Source organism: Cellulosimicrobium cellulans (assembly GCF_016907755.1).
GTDB classification, from domain to species: domain Bacteria; phylum Actinomycetota; class Actinomycetes; order Actinomycetales; family Cellulomonadaceae; genus Cellulosimicrobium; species Cellulosimicrobium cellulans_D.
Map to the genome: position 1 here is coordinate 627,017 of NZ_JAFBCN010000001.1, position 16,101 is coordinate 643,117.

At 72.8% G+C, this 16,101-nt stretch carries 16 protein-coding genes; 9 read left to right on the forward strand and 7 right to left on the reverse strand.

The window, feature by feature from the left end:
* Positions 1-3 precede the first annotated feature (3 nt).
* Together JOE63_RS21330 and JOE63_RS02730 are read right to left on the reverse strand one after the other, a co-directional pair.
* Entirely contained in the window at positions 4-2,940 is a 2,937-nt protein-coding gene (locus JOE63_RS21330) for a helix-turn-helix transcriptional regulator (protein WP_307839906.1), read from the reverse strand.
* Between the two features lie 119 nt (positions 2,941-3,059).
* A complete protein-coding gene (locus tag JOE63_RS02730) occupies positions 3,060-3,203 on the reverse strand; it encodes a hypothetical protein (protein WP_157759540.1) in 144 nt (47 codons plus the stop codon).
* A 607-nt stretch (positions 3,204-3,810) separates the two neighbouring features.
* Between JOE63_RS02730 and JOE63_RS02735 the strand changes: the two genes are divergently transcribed.
* The 4 genes from JOE63_RS02735 to JOE63_RS02750 all read left to right on the forward strand — a co-directional run bounded on the left by JOE63_RS02735 (position 3,811) and on the right by JOE63_RS02750 (position 10,685).
* A complete protein-coding gene (locus tag JOE63_RS02735) occupies positions 3,811-5,400 on the forward strand; it encodes a hypothetical protein (RefSeq protein ID WP_204538941.1) in 1,590 nt (529 codons plus the stop codon).
* A 312-nt stretch (positions 5,401-5,712) separates the two neighbouring features.
* Positions 5,713-6,405, forward strand: coding sequence for a hypothetical protein (locus tag JOE63_RS02740; protein WP_244286340.1), 693 nt, complete (start codon positions 5,713-5,715; stop codon positions 6,403-6,405).
* Between the two features lie 7 nt (positions 6,406-6,412).
* Positions 6,413-6,802: a UBP-type zinc finger domain-containing protein gene (locus JOE63_RS02745; protein WP_167551028.1), complete on the forward strand. Its 390-nt coding sequence runs from the start codon at positions 6,413-6,415 to the stop codon at positions 6,800-6,802.
* Positions 6,803-7,070: 268 nt separating this feature from the next.
* A complete protein-coding gene (locus JOE63_RS02750) occupies positions 7,071-10,685 on the forward strand; it encodes a LamG-like jellyroll fold domain-containing protein (protein WP_204538944.1) in 3,615 nt (1,204 codons plus the stop codon).
* A 67-nt stretch (positions 10,686-10,752) separates the two neighbouring features.
* Here JOE63_RS02750 and JOE63_RS02755 read toward each other — a convergent pair whose 3' ends face one another.
* The 4 genes from JOE63_RS02755 to JOE63_RS02770 form a co-directional block, all read right to left on the reverse strand.
* Positions 10,753-10,959, reverse strand: coding sequence for a hypothetical protein (locus JOE63_RS02755; RefSeq protein ID WP_087470632.1), 207 nt, complete (start codon positions 10,957-10,959; stop codon positions 10,753-10,755).
* Positions 10,960-10,977: 18 nt separating this feature from the next.
* Entirely contained in the window at positions 10,978-11,328 is a 351-nt protein-coding gene (locus JOE63_RS02760) for a LapA family protein (protein WP_087470633.1), read from the reverse strand.
* Between the two features lie 127 nt (positions 11,329-11,455).
* The gene (locus JOE63_RS02765) at positions 11,456-12,466 is read right to left on the reverse strand and encodes a fatty acid desaturase family protein (RefSeq protein ID WP_244286341.1); all 1,011 of its coding nucleotides are present in this window, start codon (positions 12,464-12,466) and stop codon (positions 11,456-11,458) included.
* Between the two features lie 70 nt (positions 12,467-12,536).
* A complete protein-coding gene (locus JOE63_RS02770; RefSeq protein WP_204538946.1) occupies positions 12,537-12,989 on the reverse strand; it encodes a hypothetical protein in 453 nt (150 codons plus the stop codon).
* A gap of 316 nt (positions 12,990-13,305) precedes the next feature.
* On the opposite strand from JOE63_RS02770, the gene JOE63_RS02775 reads away from it, so the two are divergent.
* Both JOE63_RS02775 and JOE63_RS02780 read left to right on the forward strand, forming a co-directional pair.
* Entirely contained in the window at positions 13,306-13,611 is a 306-nt protein-coding gene (locus JOE63_RS02775) for a DUF6221 family protein (protein ID WP_053369165.1), read from the forward strand.
* A gap of 184 nt (positions 13,612-13,795) precedes the next feature.
* Complete coding sequence (locus JOE63_RS02780; protein ID WP_204538949.1) at positions 13,796-14,011, forward strand: hypothetical protein; 216 nt, start codon at positions 13,796-13,798, stop codon at positions 14,009-14,011.
* 47 nt (positions 14,012-14,058) lie between these two features.
* Here the strand turns inward: JOE63_RS02780 and JOE63_RS02785 are convergent, their stop codons facing one another.
* On the reverse strand, positions 14,059-14,478 hold the full coding sequence (locus JOE63_RS02785) for a VOC family protein (protein WP_087470636.1): 420 nt from the start codon (positions 14,476-14,478) through the stop codon (positions 14,059-14,061).
* A 220-nt stretch (positions 14,479-14,698) separates the two neighbouring features.
* Between JOE63_RS02785 and JOE63_RS21335 the strand changes: the two genes are divergently transcribed.
* From JOE63_RS21335 to JOE63_RS02800, 3 genes are all read left to right on the forward strand, one after another.
* On the forward strand, positions 14,699-15,040 hold the full coding sequence (locus tag JOE63_RS21335; RefSeq protein WP_087470637.1) for an S-adenosylmethionine decarboxylase family protein: 342 nt from the start codon (positions 14,699-14,701) through the stop codon (positions 15,038-15,040).
* Positions 15,037-15,792 (forward strand): DUF4178 domain-containing protein, encoded by a 756-nt coding sequence (locus tag JOE63_RS02795; protein WP_204538952.1) that lies wholly within the window; start codon positions 15,037-15,039, stop codon positions 15,790-15,792. The genes JOE63_RS21335 and JOE63_RS02795 overlap by 4 nt, the downstream gene beginning before the upstream one ends.
* Positions 15,793-15,868: 76 nt before the next feature.
* Positions 15,869-16,099, forward strand: a complete 231-nt coding sequence (locus JOE63_RS02800) for a DUF350 domain-containing protein (RefSeq protein ID WP_087470639.1) — start codon at positions 15,869-15,871, stop codon at positions 16,097-16,099.
* Positions 16,100-16,101: the final 2 nt, after the last annotated feature.

The window sequence follows — 16,101 nt, forward strand, 5'->3', positions numbered from 1 at the left end:
CGTTCAGACCTCGAGCAGCCCGCGCTGGTGCGCGAGCGAGACGGCCTCGGCGCGCCCGGACGCGCCGAGCTTGGCCAGGACGTTGGACACGTGCACGCTCACCGTCTTCGCGGAGATGAACAGGCGCTCGCCGATCTGCCGGTTGGTCAGGCCCTGCGCGACGAGCAGCAGGACCTCCTCCTCGCGCTCGGTGAGGACCGCCGTCGTGGACCGCCGGACCCCGGGCAGGTCGAGCCGGCCACGGCGCCCGAGCGCGCGCACCGCCTCCGCGAGCGGGGCCGCGCCCATCGACTCCGCCTCCTCGAGCGCCTGCGCCGCCTCGATCTCGGCGGCGTTCCGGTCGCCCGCACCGAGCAGCGCCTGGGCCCACCGGTAGCGCGAGCGCGCGACCTCGTACCGGTAGCCGTAGTCGAAGAGGCGCGTCGTCTCCTCCCACAGCGCCGGGTCGCCATCGCCCGTGAGCCGGGAGTGCTCGGCCGCGGCGCGCGCGAGCCAGGCGCGCCCCTCGGGCCCGAGGCGACCGCCGCGCGGTCGGCCGCGCTCCGCCGTCGTGCGCGCCGCCTCCAGCAGCTCGTCGCCCCGCGCGACGAGCGCCGCGACCTGGCCGGCGCCCGACGCGCCCTGGAGGCGCGCCGCGTCCGCGGCGTCGGCGAGCGCGGCGAGCGCGAGCGCCGAGATCCAGATGCGGCCCAGGAAGTAGTCGCTCCACGTGCGGCCCAGGTGGTCCACGAGCTCGACGGCGAGCGCGACCGCCTCCTCGTCCCGCCCCGCCCACGTCAGCGCGTCGATCGAGCAGCCGCCGGAGATGAGCGCGATCTGCCCGTCCCGGAACCAGTCCCGCCGCAGGGCGGTACCGCGCGCGAGCGCGTCGGCGTCACCCCGCGCCACCGCCGCGTAGAGCTGGACGCACGAGAGCTGCGGGGCGGACCCCTCGGGCATCGTCTCGCCCGTGGTCTCGGTGGGCGTGAGGTCGCCGAGCACGTACCGCACGAGGTCGCGGAACAGGCGCAGCTCGACGCCGTACGCGCTCCAGCCGAGCCCGGTCGCGCGTGCGCGGTCGAGGCCGTCGGCCGTCACCTGGAGCGCCTCGTCGATGCGGCCCGCGTAGTAGCGGTTGGCCGCGATGTTGTACCAGCAGCGCAGCTCGGTGAGGATGTCGCCCGCCTCGACGGCGCGCTCCCGGGCCTGGGCGAGCAGCACCGCGGCCCGGTCGTCGTCCGCGACCTCGAGGATCGCCATCGTCGTGAGCACGTCGGCCTCGACGTCGGGCGCGTCGAGCCGGTGCGCGACGTCCAGGGCCTGCGCCGCGACCTCCGCGGCGAGCTCGTCGAGGTCGGCGTTCATCGCGGCGCGCGCCCGCATCGCGAGCGTCCACGCGCGGTCGAGCGACGGCGGCTCCGCCGGGAGCACGGCCAGCGCGGCCTCGGTGTGGGCGAGGGTCTCCTCGACCTCCTCCGTGCCGAGCAGGTACCGGGACAGGACGTGCCGCAGCGACGCCTGGCGCATCGGGTCGCTCGCGGTGCCCTCGACGACCTTGCGCGCGAGCGCGACCGCGCGGTCCGGCTCGCCCGCGCGGCTCGCCGCCCCGGCCGCGGCCAGCGCCACCGTGACGCGGTCCTCGCCGAGCAGGTCCGCGGCGTCGGGCACGGCCCGCCACAGCGCGAGCACCTGCTCGAGGTGCCGCAGCTCCTCCGCCGGCGCGAGCACGCGCGCGGCCTTGCGGGCGGCGGCGCGCGACGCCGTGAGCGCGGCCGGGAGGTCGTGCGCGGCGAGCGCGTGGTGCGCGCGCAGCGCGGGGGACCCGAGCGCGGGGTCGTCGTCGAGCGCGGCGAGGTAGGCGCGGTGCACGCCCACGCGCTCGCCCGGCAGCAGGTCGGACGCGACGGCCTCGGCGAGCAGCGCGTGGCGGAACACGACCGTGTCGCGCGCGCCGTCGCCCTCGACCGCGAGGACGTGGTGGGCGATCGCCTCGCGCAGCGCGGCGTCGAACGAGCGCCCGGTCGCCGCCTCGCCGTCCGCGGCGTCGCGCGCGAGCGCCTCGCGCAGGAGCGGCTCGCTCACCTGGCGCCCGGACACCGACGCGACCCGGACGAGGTGCTGCACGGCCGGGTCGAGCACCTCCAGGCGGGCGCGCAGGACGTCCGCGAGGGACCAGGGCAGCTCGTCGTCGAGGCCCGACTCGACGAGCTCCTCGGCGAAGTACGCGTTGCCCTCGGAGCGCGTCCGGACGGACTCGAACGCGTCGGGCAGCAGGGGCGCGCCCGCGAGCGCGGTGGTGAACTCGCGCAGCTCGCCCTCCGTGAAGGGGGAGAGCTGCACGTGCTCGACGCGCGGGTGGCGCAGGAGCTCGGCGAGCACGGGGCGCAGGGGGTGGCGGCGGTGCAGGTCGTCCGCGCGATAGCTCGCGACGACGAGCACGTGCTCGGCGCGCAGGCGCGCGACGACGAAGCGCAGGACGTCGCGGCTCGACGGATCCGCCCAGTGCAGGTCCTCGACGACGAGCACGAGCGGGGCCTCGGCCGTCCCGGACGCGGCGAGCGCCGCCGCGACGCTCTCGAAGAGCTGGAGGCGCTCGCCCTGGCTCTGCTCGTCGTCCGCGGGCGTGGCGGCGTCGAGCAGGCGTGCGAGCGCGGGACGCGCCGCGACGGTCTCGTCGACCGCCGGGTGCTGGGTGCGCAGCGTCGCCAGCGCCTCGGAGAAGGGGAGGTAGGGGAGGCCGACCTCGCCGAGGTCGACGCAGTGGCTCCAGACGACGGTCGCGCCGCTCCCGGCGGCGAGCTCCGCCGCGCGCGTGAGGAGGCGCGTCTTGCCGACCCCGGCGTCGGCGCCGACGAGCACGACGCCCGGCTCGCCACGGCGCGCGCGCTCGACCGCCGCGGCGAGCGCGTCGAGCTCGGCAGCGCGGGCCACGAAGGGCGCGCGCGAGGAGGGGCGTGGCACGGCTCCCATCCTCGCAGCGTGCACCGACACGTGACCAGCGGATAGACCACCGGAGCCCGCGCCCGACACGACGACGCCGTCGACGAGAGGGTTCTCGTCGACGGCGTCGGGAGGCGCGGTCACCGCGCCGGGTGGTCGTGGCGCTGACGGCGCCCGCGCCACCAGTGCAGCAGCGAGGGCTCGTCGTGCCGGAAGTCCTCCCGCAGCCGCTGCGTGCGGTAGGCGAGATCCGCCTCGAAGGTCGGATCGAACTGTGCGCTCATGGTCGTCCCCGTCTCTGCAGGCACCCTGCCTGTCCGACACTCACGTTCGTCCTGAGCACCCGGGCGTCGCATCGGACGACCGCGCACCGTTCGGGGGAGGGTGCCTTAGGCGGTGCCCGCCCCCGACCCTGAGGCGTCTGAGGTGGGTCGTCGCGCCTAAGGCACCCGGCCTCGGCGCGCGCTGACCGGTCGACATGCCGTGGACGCCATCGGCCGCTGCGGGCTTCCCAAGACACGACGCTTGCCCTGGCCTCCTCGTTGGCCGGCTCATCAGGGGCCCCGGTCGACTGAGCGCGTGGCGCGGGTCGGGCGCACGGTGTGTCGGGAAGAGTGGGGTGAGGGTGGAGGCTCACCGGTTGCTGTCGGACCCCGCGGGTACGGTCGTGGTCGTGGCGCATCGGGACTGGTCGGGGTGGGCGAGAGCCGAGTTGGTCGAGCCTGCCCGGGGTACGTCGCGGCGACGTCCGGTTGTGCTCGACGCGATTGAGGCCGGACTGAAACTGCCCGGTGTTCTGACGTCGTTCTGCACCCCGCTCTACGGGCGTCGGCCAGTGAAGGACCACCCGGGGCTGGACTGTGCGGCGACGCCGGTGGCGGCCAAGACCGCATGACCACCCGGGGGCGAACGAAGTCAGGGCTGCGGACCATCGCGGGCCCGTTTGTCGTCGCGCCTGCGAAGGGCGTTCGAACCCGTACTCGCGTTCACCTCACGTCGGAGGAGGAAGCGGCAGTAACGCGGATCGGAGCGTTTCTGGGTGGGCATTACCTGGCGACGCTCGCCGACCGGATCGCTGTCGGTCTCACCACGGGGAAGGAGCAGGCGCGGTGGCGTGCTGAGCGCAAACGGGCGCTGACGGCTGCCACGTCGTCGCGGTGGGCTGGTGCGATCACCCGTACAGTCATCGACTCCTACGACCTGGGGATGCGCGGTCTGGGAGCGCACGTCGACTCGCTGACGGCGGCGGTGAAGACGATCGGCGCGCGCATGGCCGCGCCCGTGGGAGGTGAGGTTCGTGACCCGCACAAGCCCGATGCGCGGCCGGTCAAGGGCTACAAGAGCGAGGCCGAACGCTTCGCCAAGTCTCGCCGCAAAGCCCAGCTAGAAGCCCGGTTGGCCGACGCGCGCGAGCGTCGTGAGCTGGGGCGGCCCCGTATCGTCGCTGGTGGCGGCAGGCTATGGCGCCAGCGGTCATGCCTCGACACGTCTCAGATGACACGTGAGCAGTGGAATCAGCGCTGGACGAGTAAGCGCATGTTCCTGACCGCAGACGGAGAGTCCGGCAAAAGGTTCGGGAACGAGACCATCCGTGTCACCGACCACGCCGTGCTCGTGGTCAAGGTTCCCGGAGGGCTTTCCGCCGACCTCGGAGCTCGGTTGTCGATCGCCGCCCCCGTCTCGCTGTCCACCCACCGTGGCGAGGAATGGGCCGACAGGATCGCGGGGAACCAGGCCATCCGCTACGACCTGCACCGCGACCAACGCGGCCGCTGGTATCTCGATGCGTCCTGGGGCTACGGTGACGCCCCCACCGTCCCCCTCGCCTCGTTGCAGGCACAGTCCACGCTCGGGGTCGACCTCAACGACGGCCATGCAGACGCCGCCGTCATCGACCCCCACGGCAACGTCATCGGCCAGCCGGTGCGCCTGGACTTTCGCATCGACGGGACAACTGAGCATCGTGACGCGCAGGTCCGTCACCTGGTCACCCGGCTCGTCCACCTCGCGAAGAAGCACCAGTGCGCGTCCATCAGCATCGAGAACCTGGGCTTCGCCGACGCCCTCGCCACCGGCCGCGAGACGATGGGGCGCGGCCGGCACGGCAAGCGGTTCCGGCGCACCGTCGCAGGTATCCCGACTGCGAGGTTCCGCACCCGACTGGCCGCCATGGCCGCCGCCGCGGGGCTCTCGGTGATCGCGGTCGACCCCGCCTACACCTCCCGCTGGGGACGCCAGCACTGGCTCCCCGCACTCAGGTCTTCCGACCCGACCACCGACGGCCACCGCGCCGCCGCGGTCGTGATCGGCAGGAGAAGCCTCGGGCACCGTGCCCGGCGCAAGCCCGCCGGACCCGCCACGCGACAGAGGACGCGTAGCGGCCAACCAGTCGGGCCAGCCACACGGTCACCGAAGACTTCCCGCTCGCGTGTCACCACACAGCCGAGGGCGCACGACGCCGCAGGCCCACCGGATCCCTAGAACACACGCCAGCGCCGTCAACACCGTTCGGACGGCAGAGCATCCCGGAGGAGTCACCCGACCCACTCCCGCTCACAACAGGAACGGTGTGGATGGTGACCGTCGCAGACGGGTCCTCCCGCCAATTGTGCGTCACCAACTCGCCCACCACGCATTCCGCGGGTCCTCTGAGCCGCCGTCGCGGGCCTATCGACCGAACTACGGAGATGCGTGCCCAGCAGTTGCGTGACCGGGGTCACTCCTCCCGTTGCCAACGACCGGAGCCCGGCGCAGACTGGACGGAGGACCGGACCCGCCTGTGGGGGTGACCTCGTGACCGACACCTACGACATGCTGCCGATGCTGGGCCGTGGCAAGCACCGCAACCCGAAGAAGGGCGCGTGCTTCATGGAGCTCGCGTCCTACCTCGCGGGGGAGCGGTGGAGCGACCATCCACGGTGCACGCACCCGCTGCTCGCGATGCTGGCGCGCGCCGTGAACGACCTCACGGTCGACCCGGAGCGCCCCAAGCTCGCGCCGCTCATCCCGTCCGTCATCGGGCTGACGAGCGACGACCCGCACTGGGACGTGCGCATCGCGCTGCGCGCCGCCGTCGCGGCGCTGCCGATCGCCCCGGCGGACCGGCAGCAGACGCTCGCCGTCGCGATCATCGGGGCGGAGAAGATGCTCGACGTCCTCGACGACCGGCCCGCGGGCACGCTGAGCGCCGAGTCGGCCGACGCGCTCGCGAGCTGCCCGCGCACGGCGCGCTGGGCGCAGCGGTTCTGCGAGGGCGCGCGGCTGCGGCCGAGCCGGTTCGTGCGCGACGCCGCGCCGAGCATCATCTCCGCGGCGGTGCAGGGCATCGCCGAGGCGTGCGTGCCGGACCCGGACGAGCGTCTGCGCGCGCTGCTCGCCGCGACGATCGACGACTGCCGGGCCTGGGACGACGCGCAGCCTGCGCCGGCCCTCGACCCCGAGTCGTGGGCGCCCGTCGTGCGGCCCTCCGCCGTCGGGACCCGGTGAGCCGCCGGTGAGCGTCACGGGGGACGGGCTCGACGAGGCCCTGGGCGCACAGCTCTGGGCCGCCGTCGACCCGGCGGTCCCGCCCAGCGGCACGGGCTGCGCGGAGTGCGACGCGGGCGGCGGGTGGTGGGTCCACCTGCGCCGCTGCGCGACGTGCGGGCACGTCGGGTGCTGCGACACGTCGCCGGCCCAGCACGCGACGGCGCACTTCCAGGAGACCGGCCACCGGCTCATGCGCTCGTTCGAGCCCGGCGAGGACTGGTACTGGGACTACGAGACGTCGCAGGTGCTCGACGGACCGCACCTCGCCGCGCCGCTCTCGCGCCCGCCGGACCAGGGCTCGCCCGCGCCGGCCGACCGCGTGCCGTCCGACTGGACGTCCCTCATCCACCGCTGACGCACCTCGCCCCGTCGCCGAACCCGGGGTCGCTCCTCACCTGAGTCGTCGTGTGAGGGGCGGCCCCGGGTTCGGCGTTTCTCGGAGTCCGCGGGGCGCGGCTGGGGATGTCGTGTGCTGTTACCTGTTGTCTTTTTCTGGTGGAAGTTGTTTGATTCTGGGGAGACGTCGTGCGGTGCGCCAAGGAGGGTGACCGCCGGACACGGGTGCCCGGTATGCCGCCGCGTCGGAGCAGTCCCTGGATTCACTCGACGAGGAGGAAGCACGGATGCAGTCCATGACAGCGGTAGCACCACCACGGGGCAGACCCGCGAGGATCGTCGCGGCGGCGCTGGCCGCCGCACTGACGGTCCCCCTGGCCGTGGCGACGGCGGTCGGTGCGACCGCGACGCCGTCGGCCACGACGACGGACGGGGCGGGTGCGGCCGACGTCGCGGCCCAGGACCTCGCGCTCGACAACGGCCTCAAGGGCGAGTACTTCCTGTCCGGCGGCCCGTCGTGGCCGCTCACCGACCTCAAGGCCACGATCCCCGACCAGCGGATCGAGTTCCCCAACCTGGTCCCCACGTTCGCGGAGCTCACCGGCCGCGGCGAGCGCACCTCCGCGCGCTGGACGGGCCAGATCACGCCTGACTACAGCGAGGCGTACACGTTCTCCGCGATCGGCGACAACGGCTTCCGGCTGTGGATCGACGACCAGCTCGTCATCGACCACTGGGTCGACGACTGGGACGTCGAGCAGACGTCCGCCCCGGTCCAGCTCCAGGCGGGCCAGGAGTACTCGTTCCGCATGGAGGTGTTCCAGAACACCGGCGGTGCGCACCTCCGGTTGCGGTGGCAGAGCCCCTCGCAGCAACGTGAGATCGTGCCGACCGACGCCTTCACGTACCCCGACGACTTCGTCGTCTTCCCCGCGCAGGCCGCGCTCGAGAGCGACGGCACGAGCCTGAACGTGACGTTCCAGGGCGCCGCGGGCGGCGTCGACGAGAGCCTCGTCGACCACCTCAAGGTCCAGGTGGACCAGCTCGCATGGCCCGTCGCGCAGGTCGCGGCGCAGGGCGACGTCCTCGGCGTCACGCTCGCCGAGCCCGTCGACCGCGCGTCGACCGCCCGCCTGGTCTACGACGGCGAGGGTGACCTCACCGTCGGCGGCGAGAAGGTCGGCTCGCTCAACCTGCCGGTCACCAACGGGTCCGACTTCCGGATCCAGACCCCGTGGGCCGACGACTTCGACCCCACCAACCCCCTGCCGGAGTACCCGCGCCCGCAGCTCACGCGCGACGCGTGGCAGAACCTCAACGGCGTCTGGCAGTTCGAGGCGGCGGAGTCCGACGACGCCGTGCCGAGCGGCCGCGACCTCGACGAGGAGATCGTCGTCCCGTACGCGGTCGAGTCCGCGCTGTCGGGCATCGAGCGGCGTGAGGACGACATGTTCTACCGCCGGACGTTCGAGGTGCCGCAGGACTGGGCGGTCGGGAGCGACAACCGGCTGCGCGTCAACTTCGGCGCGGTCGACTACGTCGCCACCGTGTACGTCAACGGCACGGAGGTCGGCACCCACCGCGGCGGGTACGAGTCGTTCTCCGTGGACGTCACGGACGCGCTCGTCGAGGGCACCGAGCAGGAGATCGTGGTGCGCGCCGTCGACACGACGGACGGCAGCAACCAGGCCGTCGGCAAGCAGACGCTCAACCCGGGCGGCATCTTCTACACCCCGACGTCGGGCATCTGGCAGACGGTGTGGATGGAGCCGGTCCCCGCGGCGGCGATCGACGCCGTCGTCACGACGCCCGACGTCGAGGCCGGCGTCCTCGCGGTGACCGCGCAGTCGGCCTCCGCGTCGGACGACGCCGAGGTGACCGCCGTCGTGCGGGACGCCGAGGGCACCGAGGTCGGCACCGTCACCGGCGCCGCGAACGAGCTGCTCGCGGTCGAGATCCCGGACGCGCACCTGTGGTCGCCGGAGGACCCGTACCTCTACGACATCGACGTCACCCTGACCGACGGCGGCGCGACCGACACCGTGGCCTCCTACGCGGGCATGCGCTCGATCGAGGTCTCCGAGGTCGACGGTGTGCAGCGCATCCTGCTCAACGGCGAGAAGACGTTCCTCATGTCGACGCTCGACCAGGGCTACTGGCCGGACGGCATCTACACGCCCGCGTCCGACGAGGCGTACGTGTTCGACATCCAGGCCCACAAGGACCTGGGCTTCAACACGCTGCGCAAGCACATCAAGGTCGAGCCCGCGCGCTTCTACTACCACGCCGACACGCTGGGTCTGATGATCTGGCAGGACATCCCGAGCGGCTGGTTCAACAACGGCGACACGAACCCGGCGTCCCGCGTCTTCTGGGAGCAGGAGATGAAGGACATCATCGACCAGCACCGCTCGGTGCCGTCGATCGTCGGGTGGGTCACGTTCAACGAGGGCTGGGGCGAGTGGAACCTCGGCGACACGGCGCGGATCGGCACCACGATCGACGAGTACGACCCGAGCCGCATCCTCAACACGCACTCGGGCTACAACTGCTGCGCGTCCAAGGGTGACTCCAAGACGGGCGACATCATCGACTGGCACCAGTACACCGGCCCGGCCCTGCCGAAGCCGGACGCCACGCGCGCCGCGATCGACGGCGAGCACGGCGGCTTCTCGATGAGCGTCCCGGGCCACATGTGGCCGGGCGTGTCCGCCAACCCGTACGGCGGCGTCGCGAACAGCGAGGCCCTCACGGACGCGTACGTGCAGAACACCGAGAAGCTCGTCCGGCCGGCGCAGTGCTACCTGTCCGGTTCGGTGTACACCGAGATCTCCGACGTCGAGAACGAGCTCAACGGCTTCTACACCTACGACCGCCGCGTCCTCAAGATGGACGCCGCGCGCGTGAAGGACGTCAACGAGCGCGTCGTCGCGGCGGCGAAGCAGGGCTCCGCGCCCGTCGACCCGGGCACCCCGGGCCTCACCGGCACGGGCCGCTGGTCGTTCGACGAGGGCCAGGGCACGACGGCGGCCGACGGCGTGGGCGACCACGCGGCGTCGGGCACGGGCACCTGGGTCGCCGGTCACGGCGACACCGGTTCCGCGATCAGGCTCAACGGCACGAACCAGTCGTTCACGACCGAGGGGCCTGTCGTCGACACGACCGGCTCGTACACGATCTCCGCGTGGGCGCAGCTCGACAAGACGCCCGGCGGTGCGTGGTCGACGATCGTCGGCCAGGACTCGTCGCTCGGCTCGAGCGCGTTCTACCTCCAGTACGGCGGCGGCGGCCGGTGGGCCTTCTCCTACGAGGGGGAGCCGCGCGCCGAGTACGTCGTGCAGCCCGTCCTGGGCGACTGGTACCACGTCGTGGGGGTCCGCGACGCGGCCGACCAGAAGCTCAAGCTCTACGTTAACGGCGAGCTCGTCGGCCAGTCCGACGTGTGCGGCGGCACCACGCCGTCCGGCCCGCTGACGATCGGGCGCGGGCAGTGGAGCGGCAACCCCGTCGACTACTGGCCGGGCACGATCGACGACGTGCGCGTCTTCGACCGGGCGCTGTCCGACGCCGAGGTCGCCCAGGTCTACGCCGGCGACGACGGCGAGGAGCCGACGCTCGACGTGACCGTGACCGCCGACGCACGCTGCCTCGCGGGCAAGGTGTACGTGGCGGTGCGCGCGACGAACGGCGAGGACGTCCCCGTGGACGTCACCCTCGCCACGCCGTTCGGGACCAAGGCGTTCGCCGCCGTGGCCCCGGGGGCGAACGCGTACCAGTCGTTCGCGGTACGTGGCGCGTCCGTCGAGGCGGGCGAGGCGACCATCACGGCGTCGGCCACCGTCGACGGCGAGCAGGTCAGCACGGAGGTCGCCGCGCCGTACGACGCGACCACCTGCGGCTGAGCCGCGAGCGCTGACAGCAGACGCCAGGCCCGCCTCGTCCGGCTCTCCGGACGGGGCGGGCCTGGCGTCATGGGGCCCAGGTGGTCGTGGCGCGGTGGTTCCACGCGGCGATGGCGCTGTCGAGACGTGCCCGGGCGGCGACGTAGTGGATGAGATCGATCGCCGCTTCGTGGTCGACGACCGAGATGACGTCCTCCATCTCACGCTGGGAGGCGTCGATCTCGCCGACCAGGTCGATGGAGCGTCGTGGTGGGGTCTCGAGGTCGGCGGTCATGGGTGTGAGCTGCGTGCGCTAGAGGCGGTGTGCGAGGCGTCGGCGGAGCTGGTGGATGCGCAGGGTACCGACGACGAGGGCGACGATCCCGACGCCGATCCCCGCGATGAGCAGGGCGAGGGCGAGGGGGACGGAGCCTTGCCAGCCGAAGAACGAGACGAGCACGAGCTGGGTGTTCTGGAGCATGAACACGATGAGCGCGACCAGGACGAGGGCGGCGACGCACAGGCCGACCCACGTGGCTCCGGTGCGGGTCCGGGGAGTCCGCGTCGGGTTGCCCGACGTGCGGGACACGTGTGCTGGACGACTGCCCGACACGGCAGCGGTGGGTTGCCCGTTCGTCGCGGAGCTGAGCGGGGTGGTGGCCATGGCGGCCTCCTTGCGGTTCCGGGCCCGCGCACCTCAGACGGGGCACGTTCGCCGCGGATGCCTTCGACCCTACGCCGTCAACCTGGGAGCGAACCTGGGAGCGGCTGTGCGCGGGGGTGGGGGCTCTCTAGCGGCCGAGGCTGGCGGCCAGGGGGCAGGAGAACGGTTCGCGGGCGTGGCCAGGGACGTCGTTGAGGTACTGGACGACGATCCGGTAGGAGGCGAAGAACCCGACCTCTGTGTACGTCACGCCGAGCTGGGAGCAGTACTCGCGTACGAGCGGCTGGACGCGCCGGAGGTTCGGGCGCGGCATGCTCGGGAACAGGTGGTGCTCGACCTGGCGGTTGAGACCGCCCATGAGGAAGTCGACGACGGCGCCGCCGCGGATGTTGCGGGACATGAGCACCTGGCGGCGCAGGAAGTCGACGTCGGCCGTCGCCGGGACGATCGGCATGCCCTTGTGGTTCGGTGCGAACGCGCCCCCGAGCAGGATGCCGAAGGCCGCGAGCTGGACCGCGAGGAACGCCGCCGCGACGGTCGGAGGCAGCAGCAGGCCCAGCGCCACCAGGTAGAGGGCGAGCCGCGCGAGCAGGACCGGGACCTCCACGCCCCGGTGGGGCACCGGCCGACGCCCGAGCACCCTGCGCACGCTCGCGACGTGCAGGTGGAGGCCCTCGAGCGCGAGCAGGGGGAAGAAGTACCAGCCCTGCCGGTGGGCCAGCCACCGTCGCCAGCCGTGGCGGCTCGCGACGACGGCGGGCGTGAACGCGATCACGCCCGGTGAGATGTCGGGGTCCTGGCCCTCCTGGTTCGGGGCGGCGTGGTGGGCATCATGCTTCGCGGTCCACCAGGCGTGGCTGAGCCCGACGAGCGCGTTCGCGAGGATGCGCGCGGTCCAGTCGTTCCACGCGCGGGACCGGAACACCTGCCGGTGGGAGCTGTCGTGACCCAGGAACGCGAGCTGGGCGAGCACGAGCGCGAGCACCACGGCCAGCAGGAGCTGCCACCAGGAGTCGCCCAGGAGGACGATCCCTGCCCAGACGGCGCCGAGCGCGGCGACCGTCAGGACGAGCCGGGTCCAGTAGTAGCCGTACCGACGGCGCAGCAGGCCGGACTCGCGCACCATCTTCGCGAGCACCGAATAGTCCCGAGCCGTCGCGCGGGCCGCGGGTCTGACGCGGCCCGTCAGCGCCAGGGGCTGCTGCGTCTCACTCGAAGCGGACACGATCGGCCTCGGCCTTCACGCTCGCCGTGCGCAGCACCTCGGCCGCGCGCCACTCGGCGAGCTCGTCGGCCTTGCGCGTCCGCTCGTTCGTGATCGTCTCCTCGACGTCGCGGAGAACCGTCGCGATCTCGTGGGCCAGTCCGCCCGAGAGCATGGCGAGGTTCGTGTTCTCGACGAGCAGGCGCCGGTCCTCGACCCGGAGCACGATCCCCGGATACCCGTGATCGGCGAGCAGCGCGGTAACCGCGGGGAGCTCGAGCAACGCCTGCTCCGGACCGGACACCCGGCGGGAGAACACGGCGGTCACGGTGTACAGCTGGGGCTCGGCATCCGTGCCCAGCTCGCGCGGCAGCGCGGTGTCCAGGACCCCCCGCAGCTGCAGCGCAGTGTCCTGGACCCGCCCGAAGGGGGTAGGTGTGGGTGTGGTGGTGCTCATGGCGTCGTCCGATGCTCGGAGCCGAGGCCGGCTCGCGTCCGCTGCCGTCGTAGCAGTCGGTGAGGCGCCAGGCGCCCCACTCAAGGAGATCGGTGACTCGTCCTCCAGGCCGGGTCCACGACCGCCGTCGTCGTCCCAGCGCGCACCCGAGGTGACCTCGTCCGGAGCGACGGTCTCGCACTGCGTCCGAGAGCCGACTCGATCGGCGACACGTGGGCCGATCCGGCGATCAACCACACCTCGACACTACACCTGGAGGGCTTGCTCGCTGCGTCCGCCAGGGGCCGTCGAGAGCAACAGGTGGGAGGATGGGGAGATGGCGCTGACCGAGTTCCTGCTCGCCCGGATCGACGAGGACGAAGCAGCGTGCGCGAGCCTCGAGGACGAGTCGGGACCGCCGACGCCGTGGTCACGGTCGCGGCTGCTGACCGAGTGCGCGGTGAGACGGCGCATCATCACCCTCGCGTACGAGGCCACCGGGTACGACATGACCGCCGACCTCGAGCGGGACAGCAACGACCGTGCCGAGAGCGGCATCGCCTTCGTCGGCGACCGCATCCTGCGGGCACTCGCCACGCCCTACGCCCAGCACCCGGACTTCGACCCTGCCTGGCGCACCTGACGACTCACCCACCTACCCCGCCCTCCTTCGCGTGGCGAGCGGGCCCCGCACGGCGCATCGTCGGTAGCGTCACCACCCGCGGGGAATGCCGGTCGTGAAGCGGCCCGCAACCGGTGTACCTCCCGACCCGACGACGTACCGCGACCGTCAAGGGTCGAGAGACAAGCCGAGAGCGTGGTCCTCCATGACCGTCATCGAGAAGTGGATCACCGTCGACTGTCCGGGCTGCGGCGGTCCCGCTCGTGCCCGCGTCCTGCACATCGTCGCCTGGGGCTCGATCCCGGGAACCCGGATCCCGCACCGGGTCAGCATCCTGTGCCGGTACCACTGCTCGGTCACTCGTGACGAGGCAGTATCGGCCGTGCTGGTCTGCCCCGAGTGTCGGGCGCACGTCGCCTAGGTCGCCGGATCGCCCCGGCGCGCCCCGGGCGGCACGCGCCCGCCCGGTCATGTCGTCGTCGGGCCGGAGACGTTCACCAGCCACCCGACGCCGAACCGGTCGGTGAGCATCCCGAACTCGTCGCCCCACGGCGCCGTCTGCATCGCCATGACGTCCTGCGCTCCGTCGGACAGCGCGGCGAACCAGGCGCGGAGGCGCTCGCGGTCGTCGGGGCCACCGAACAGCGCGACCGACGCGTGGTCCGTGAGCGTCGTCCCCGGGGGGACGTCGGATGCCATGAGCGTCCCGGCGCCCTCGATCGGGAGCTGGGCGTGCATGACCTTCTTCGCCTGCGCCGGGTCGTCCACCGGGCCGAACGAGTCGTAGGTGCTGATGTCCGGCGCGACGCCGAACACGGTGCCGTAGAACTCGACGGCGGCACGCGCGTCTCCGTCGAAGTTCAGGTAGGGGCTGAGCTGAACGGCCACGATGGCCTCCTCCTCGAGATGGACCTGACTCCCGTGTGGACGGCCCGGCGCAGCCGGACTGAGCGGTCCCTCCTCGTCGGGTCTCGCGCCGCGGAGGTGTCGGCCCGCCGGCGGCGCCCTTCCGCTAGGGTGTGCGCGGCCCGACGGCGCGGCCACCGGACCGCGGGCGGCTCACCCGCGTGCGGCCCACGGACCGAGGAGCGCGACAGGGGGACCGGGCGTGCAGCGCAACCTCGTCCACGTCTTCGACGTGTCGGGCGCCGATCCCGCGCTGCTCGACGACGACCCGACCGTCCGCCGCTGTCTCGACGCGATCGTCCGGCACGCGGGCATGACGCCGCTCGGCGAGGCGTCCCACCGCTTCGAACCCCAGGGCACGAGCGTCGTGATCCTGCTCGCCGAGTCCCACCTCGCCGTGCACACGTGGCCCGAGCACGGCACCGCCTACGTGACGCTCACGACCTGCCGGGCCCCGGCGTCGGCCACGTTCACCGAGGACGTGCGCACCCTGCTCGCCGACGCGCTGGGCGCGGCCGACGTCGCCGTGCGGAGCCTCGTGTGAGCCGGACCCGCCCCCGGCTCGCGCTGCGCGTCGGCGAGGACCTCGTCGGCACGCCGCCCCACCTCGCCACGCCGCGCGCCGTCGCCGTCCTGTCGACCGTGCACGGCGGCACCACCTTCACGTGGGAGGAGTGGCAGCTCCTCGCCCACGACGGCGCGGACGTCTGGGTCGAGTACGACCACGACACGCGCGACGTCACGCTCCTGCACCCGACCGAGGCGTGGCCGCCCGTCGTCGACCTCGCGGGGCTGCACACCGGGCGGACGCTCGGCCTGCGCCTCGACGGGCGGCAGTACTCGCTCGTCGTGCGCGAGCGCGGCACGGGCCGGGTCGAGCACGTCGAGGGGCAGTTCGCGGAGCCGTTCGTCGTCGGGCAGCAGGTCGAGTACGTCGACCTCTCGGCCCACGGGACGATCGTCTCGATCGAGCGCACGGCCGGCCCGCTCGGTCCCGTGACCGCGGTCTACCGCGGTCGTCGCATCGACGCCGCGGAGCAACGCCGCCTCTTCGGGCGCCGCGTCGCGCCGCGCACGCTCCCCGGTGGCCGGTTCGTGGCCTTCGCGATCGCCGCGGTCGTGCTCGTCGGGCTCGCGGCCTCGTGCACGGCGCGCGCCGCCACGGGAGACGGGTCGTGCACGCCCCGCACCGTCGAGACCGTCGCACCGTCCGGCGAGGTGACCAGCACCGCGCAGAGCGGCACGTGCGTACGCCGCTCCGTCTACGGCGGCGGTGGCGGCGGGCTCGGCAAGTGACCCGCCCGACCGTCGGACCCCTCGTCGAACCCGTACGCCCGACAGCCCGTCCCACGACCTGACCCCGGGAGACACCGTGATCGCAACCGCCGCCCCGCTGGCGTTCCTCTGGTCCTTCTTCTCGACCATCCTCTACTCGGCGCTCGGCATCGTCCTGCTGCTCGTCACGCTCGTGGTCGCCAACAAGGTGTTCCGGCTCAACCTGCACCGCGAGCTCGTCGACGAGCACAACGTCGCGTTCGGCGTGATGATCGCGGGCCTCGCCGTCGCGATCGGCCTCATCATCGCGGGGACGATCAGCTCCTGACC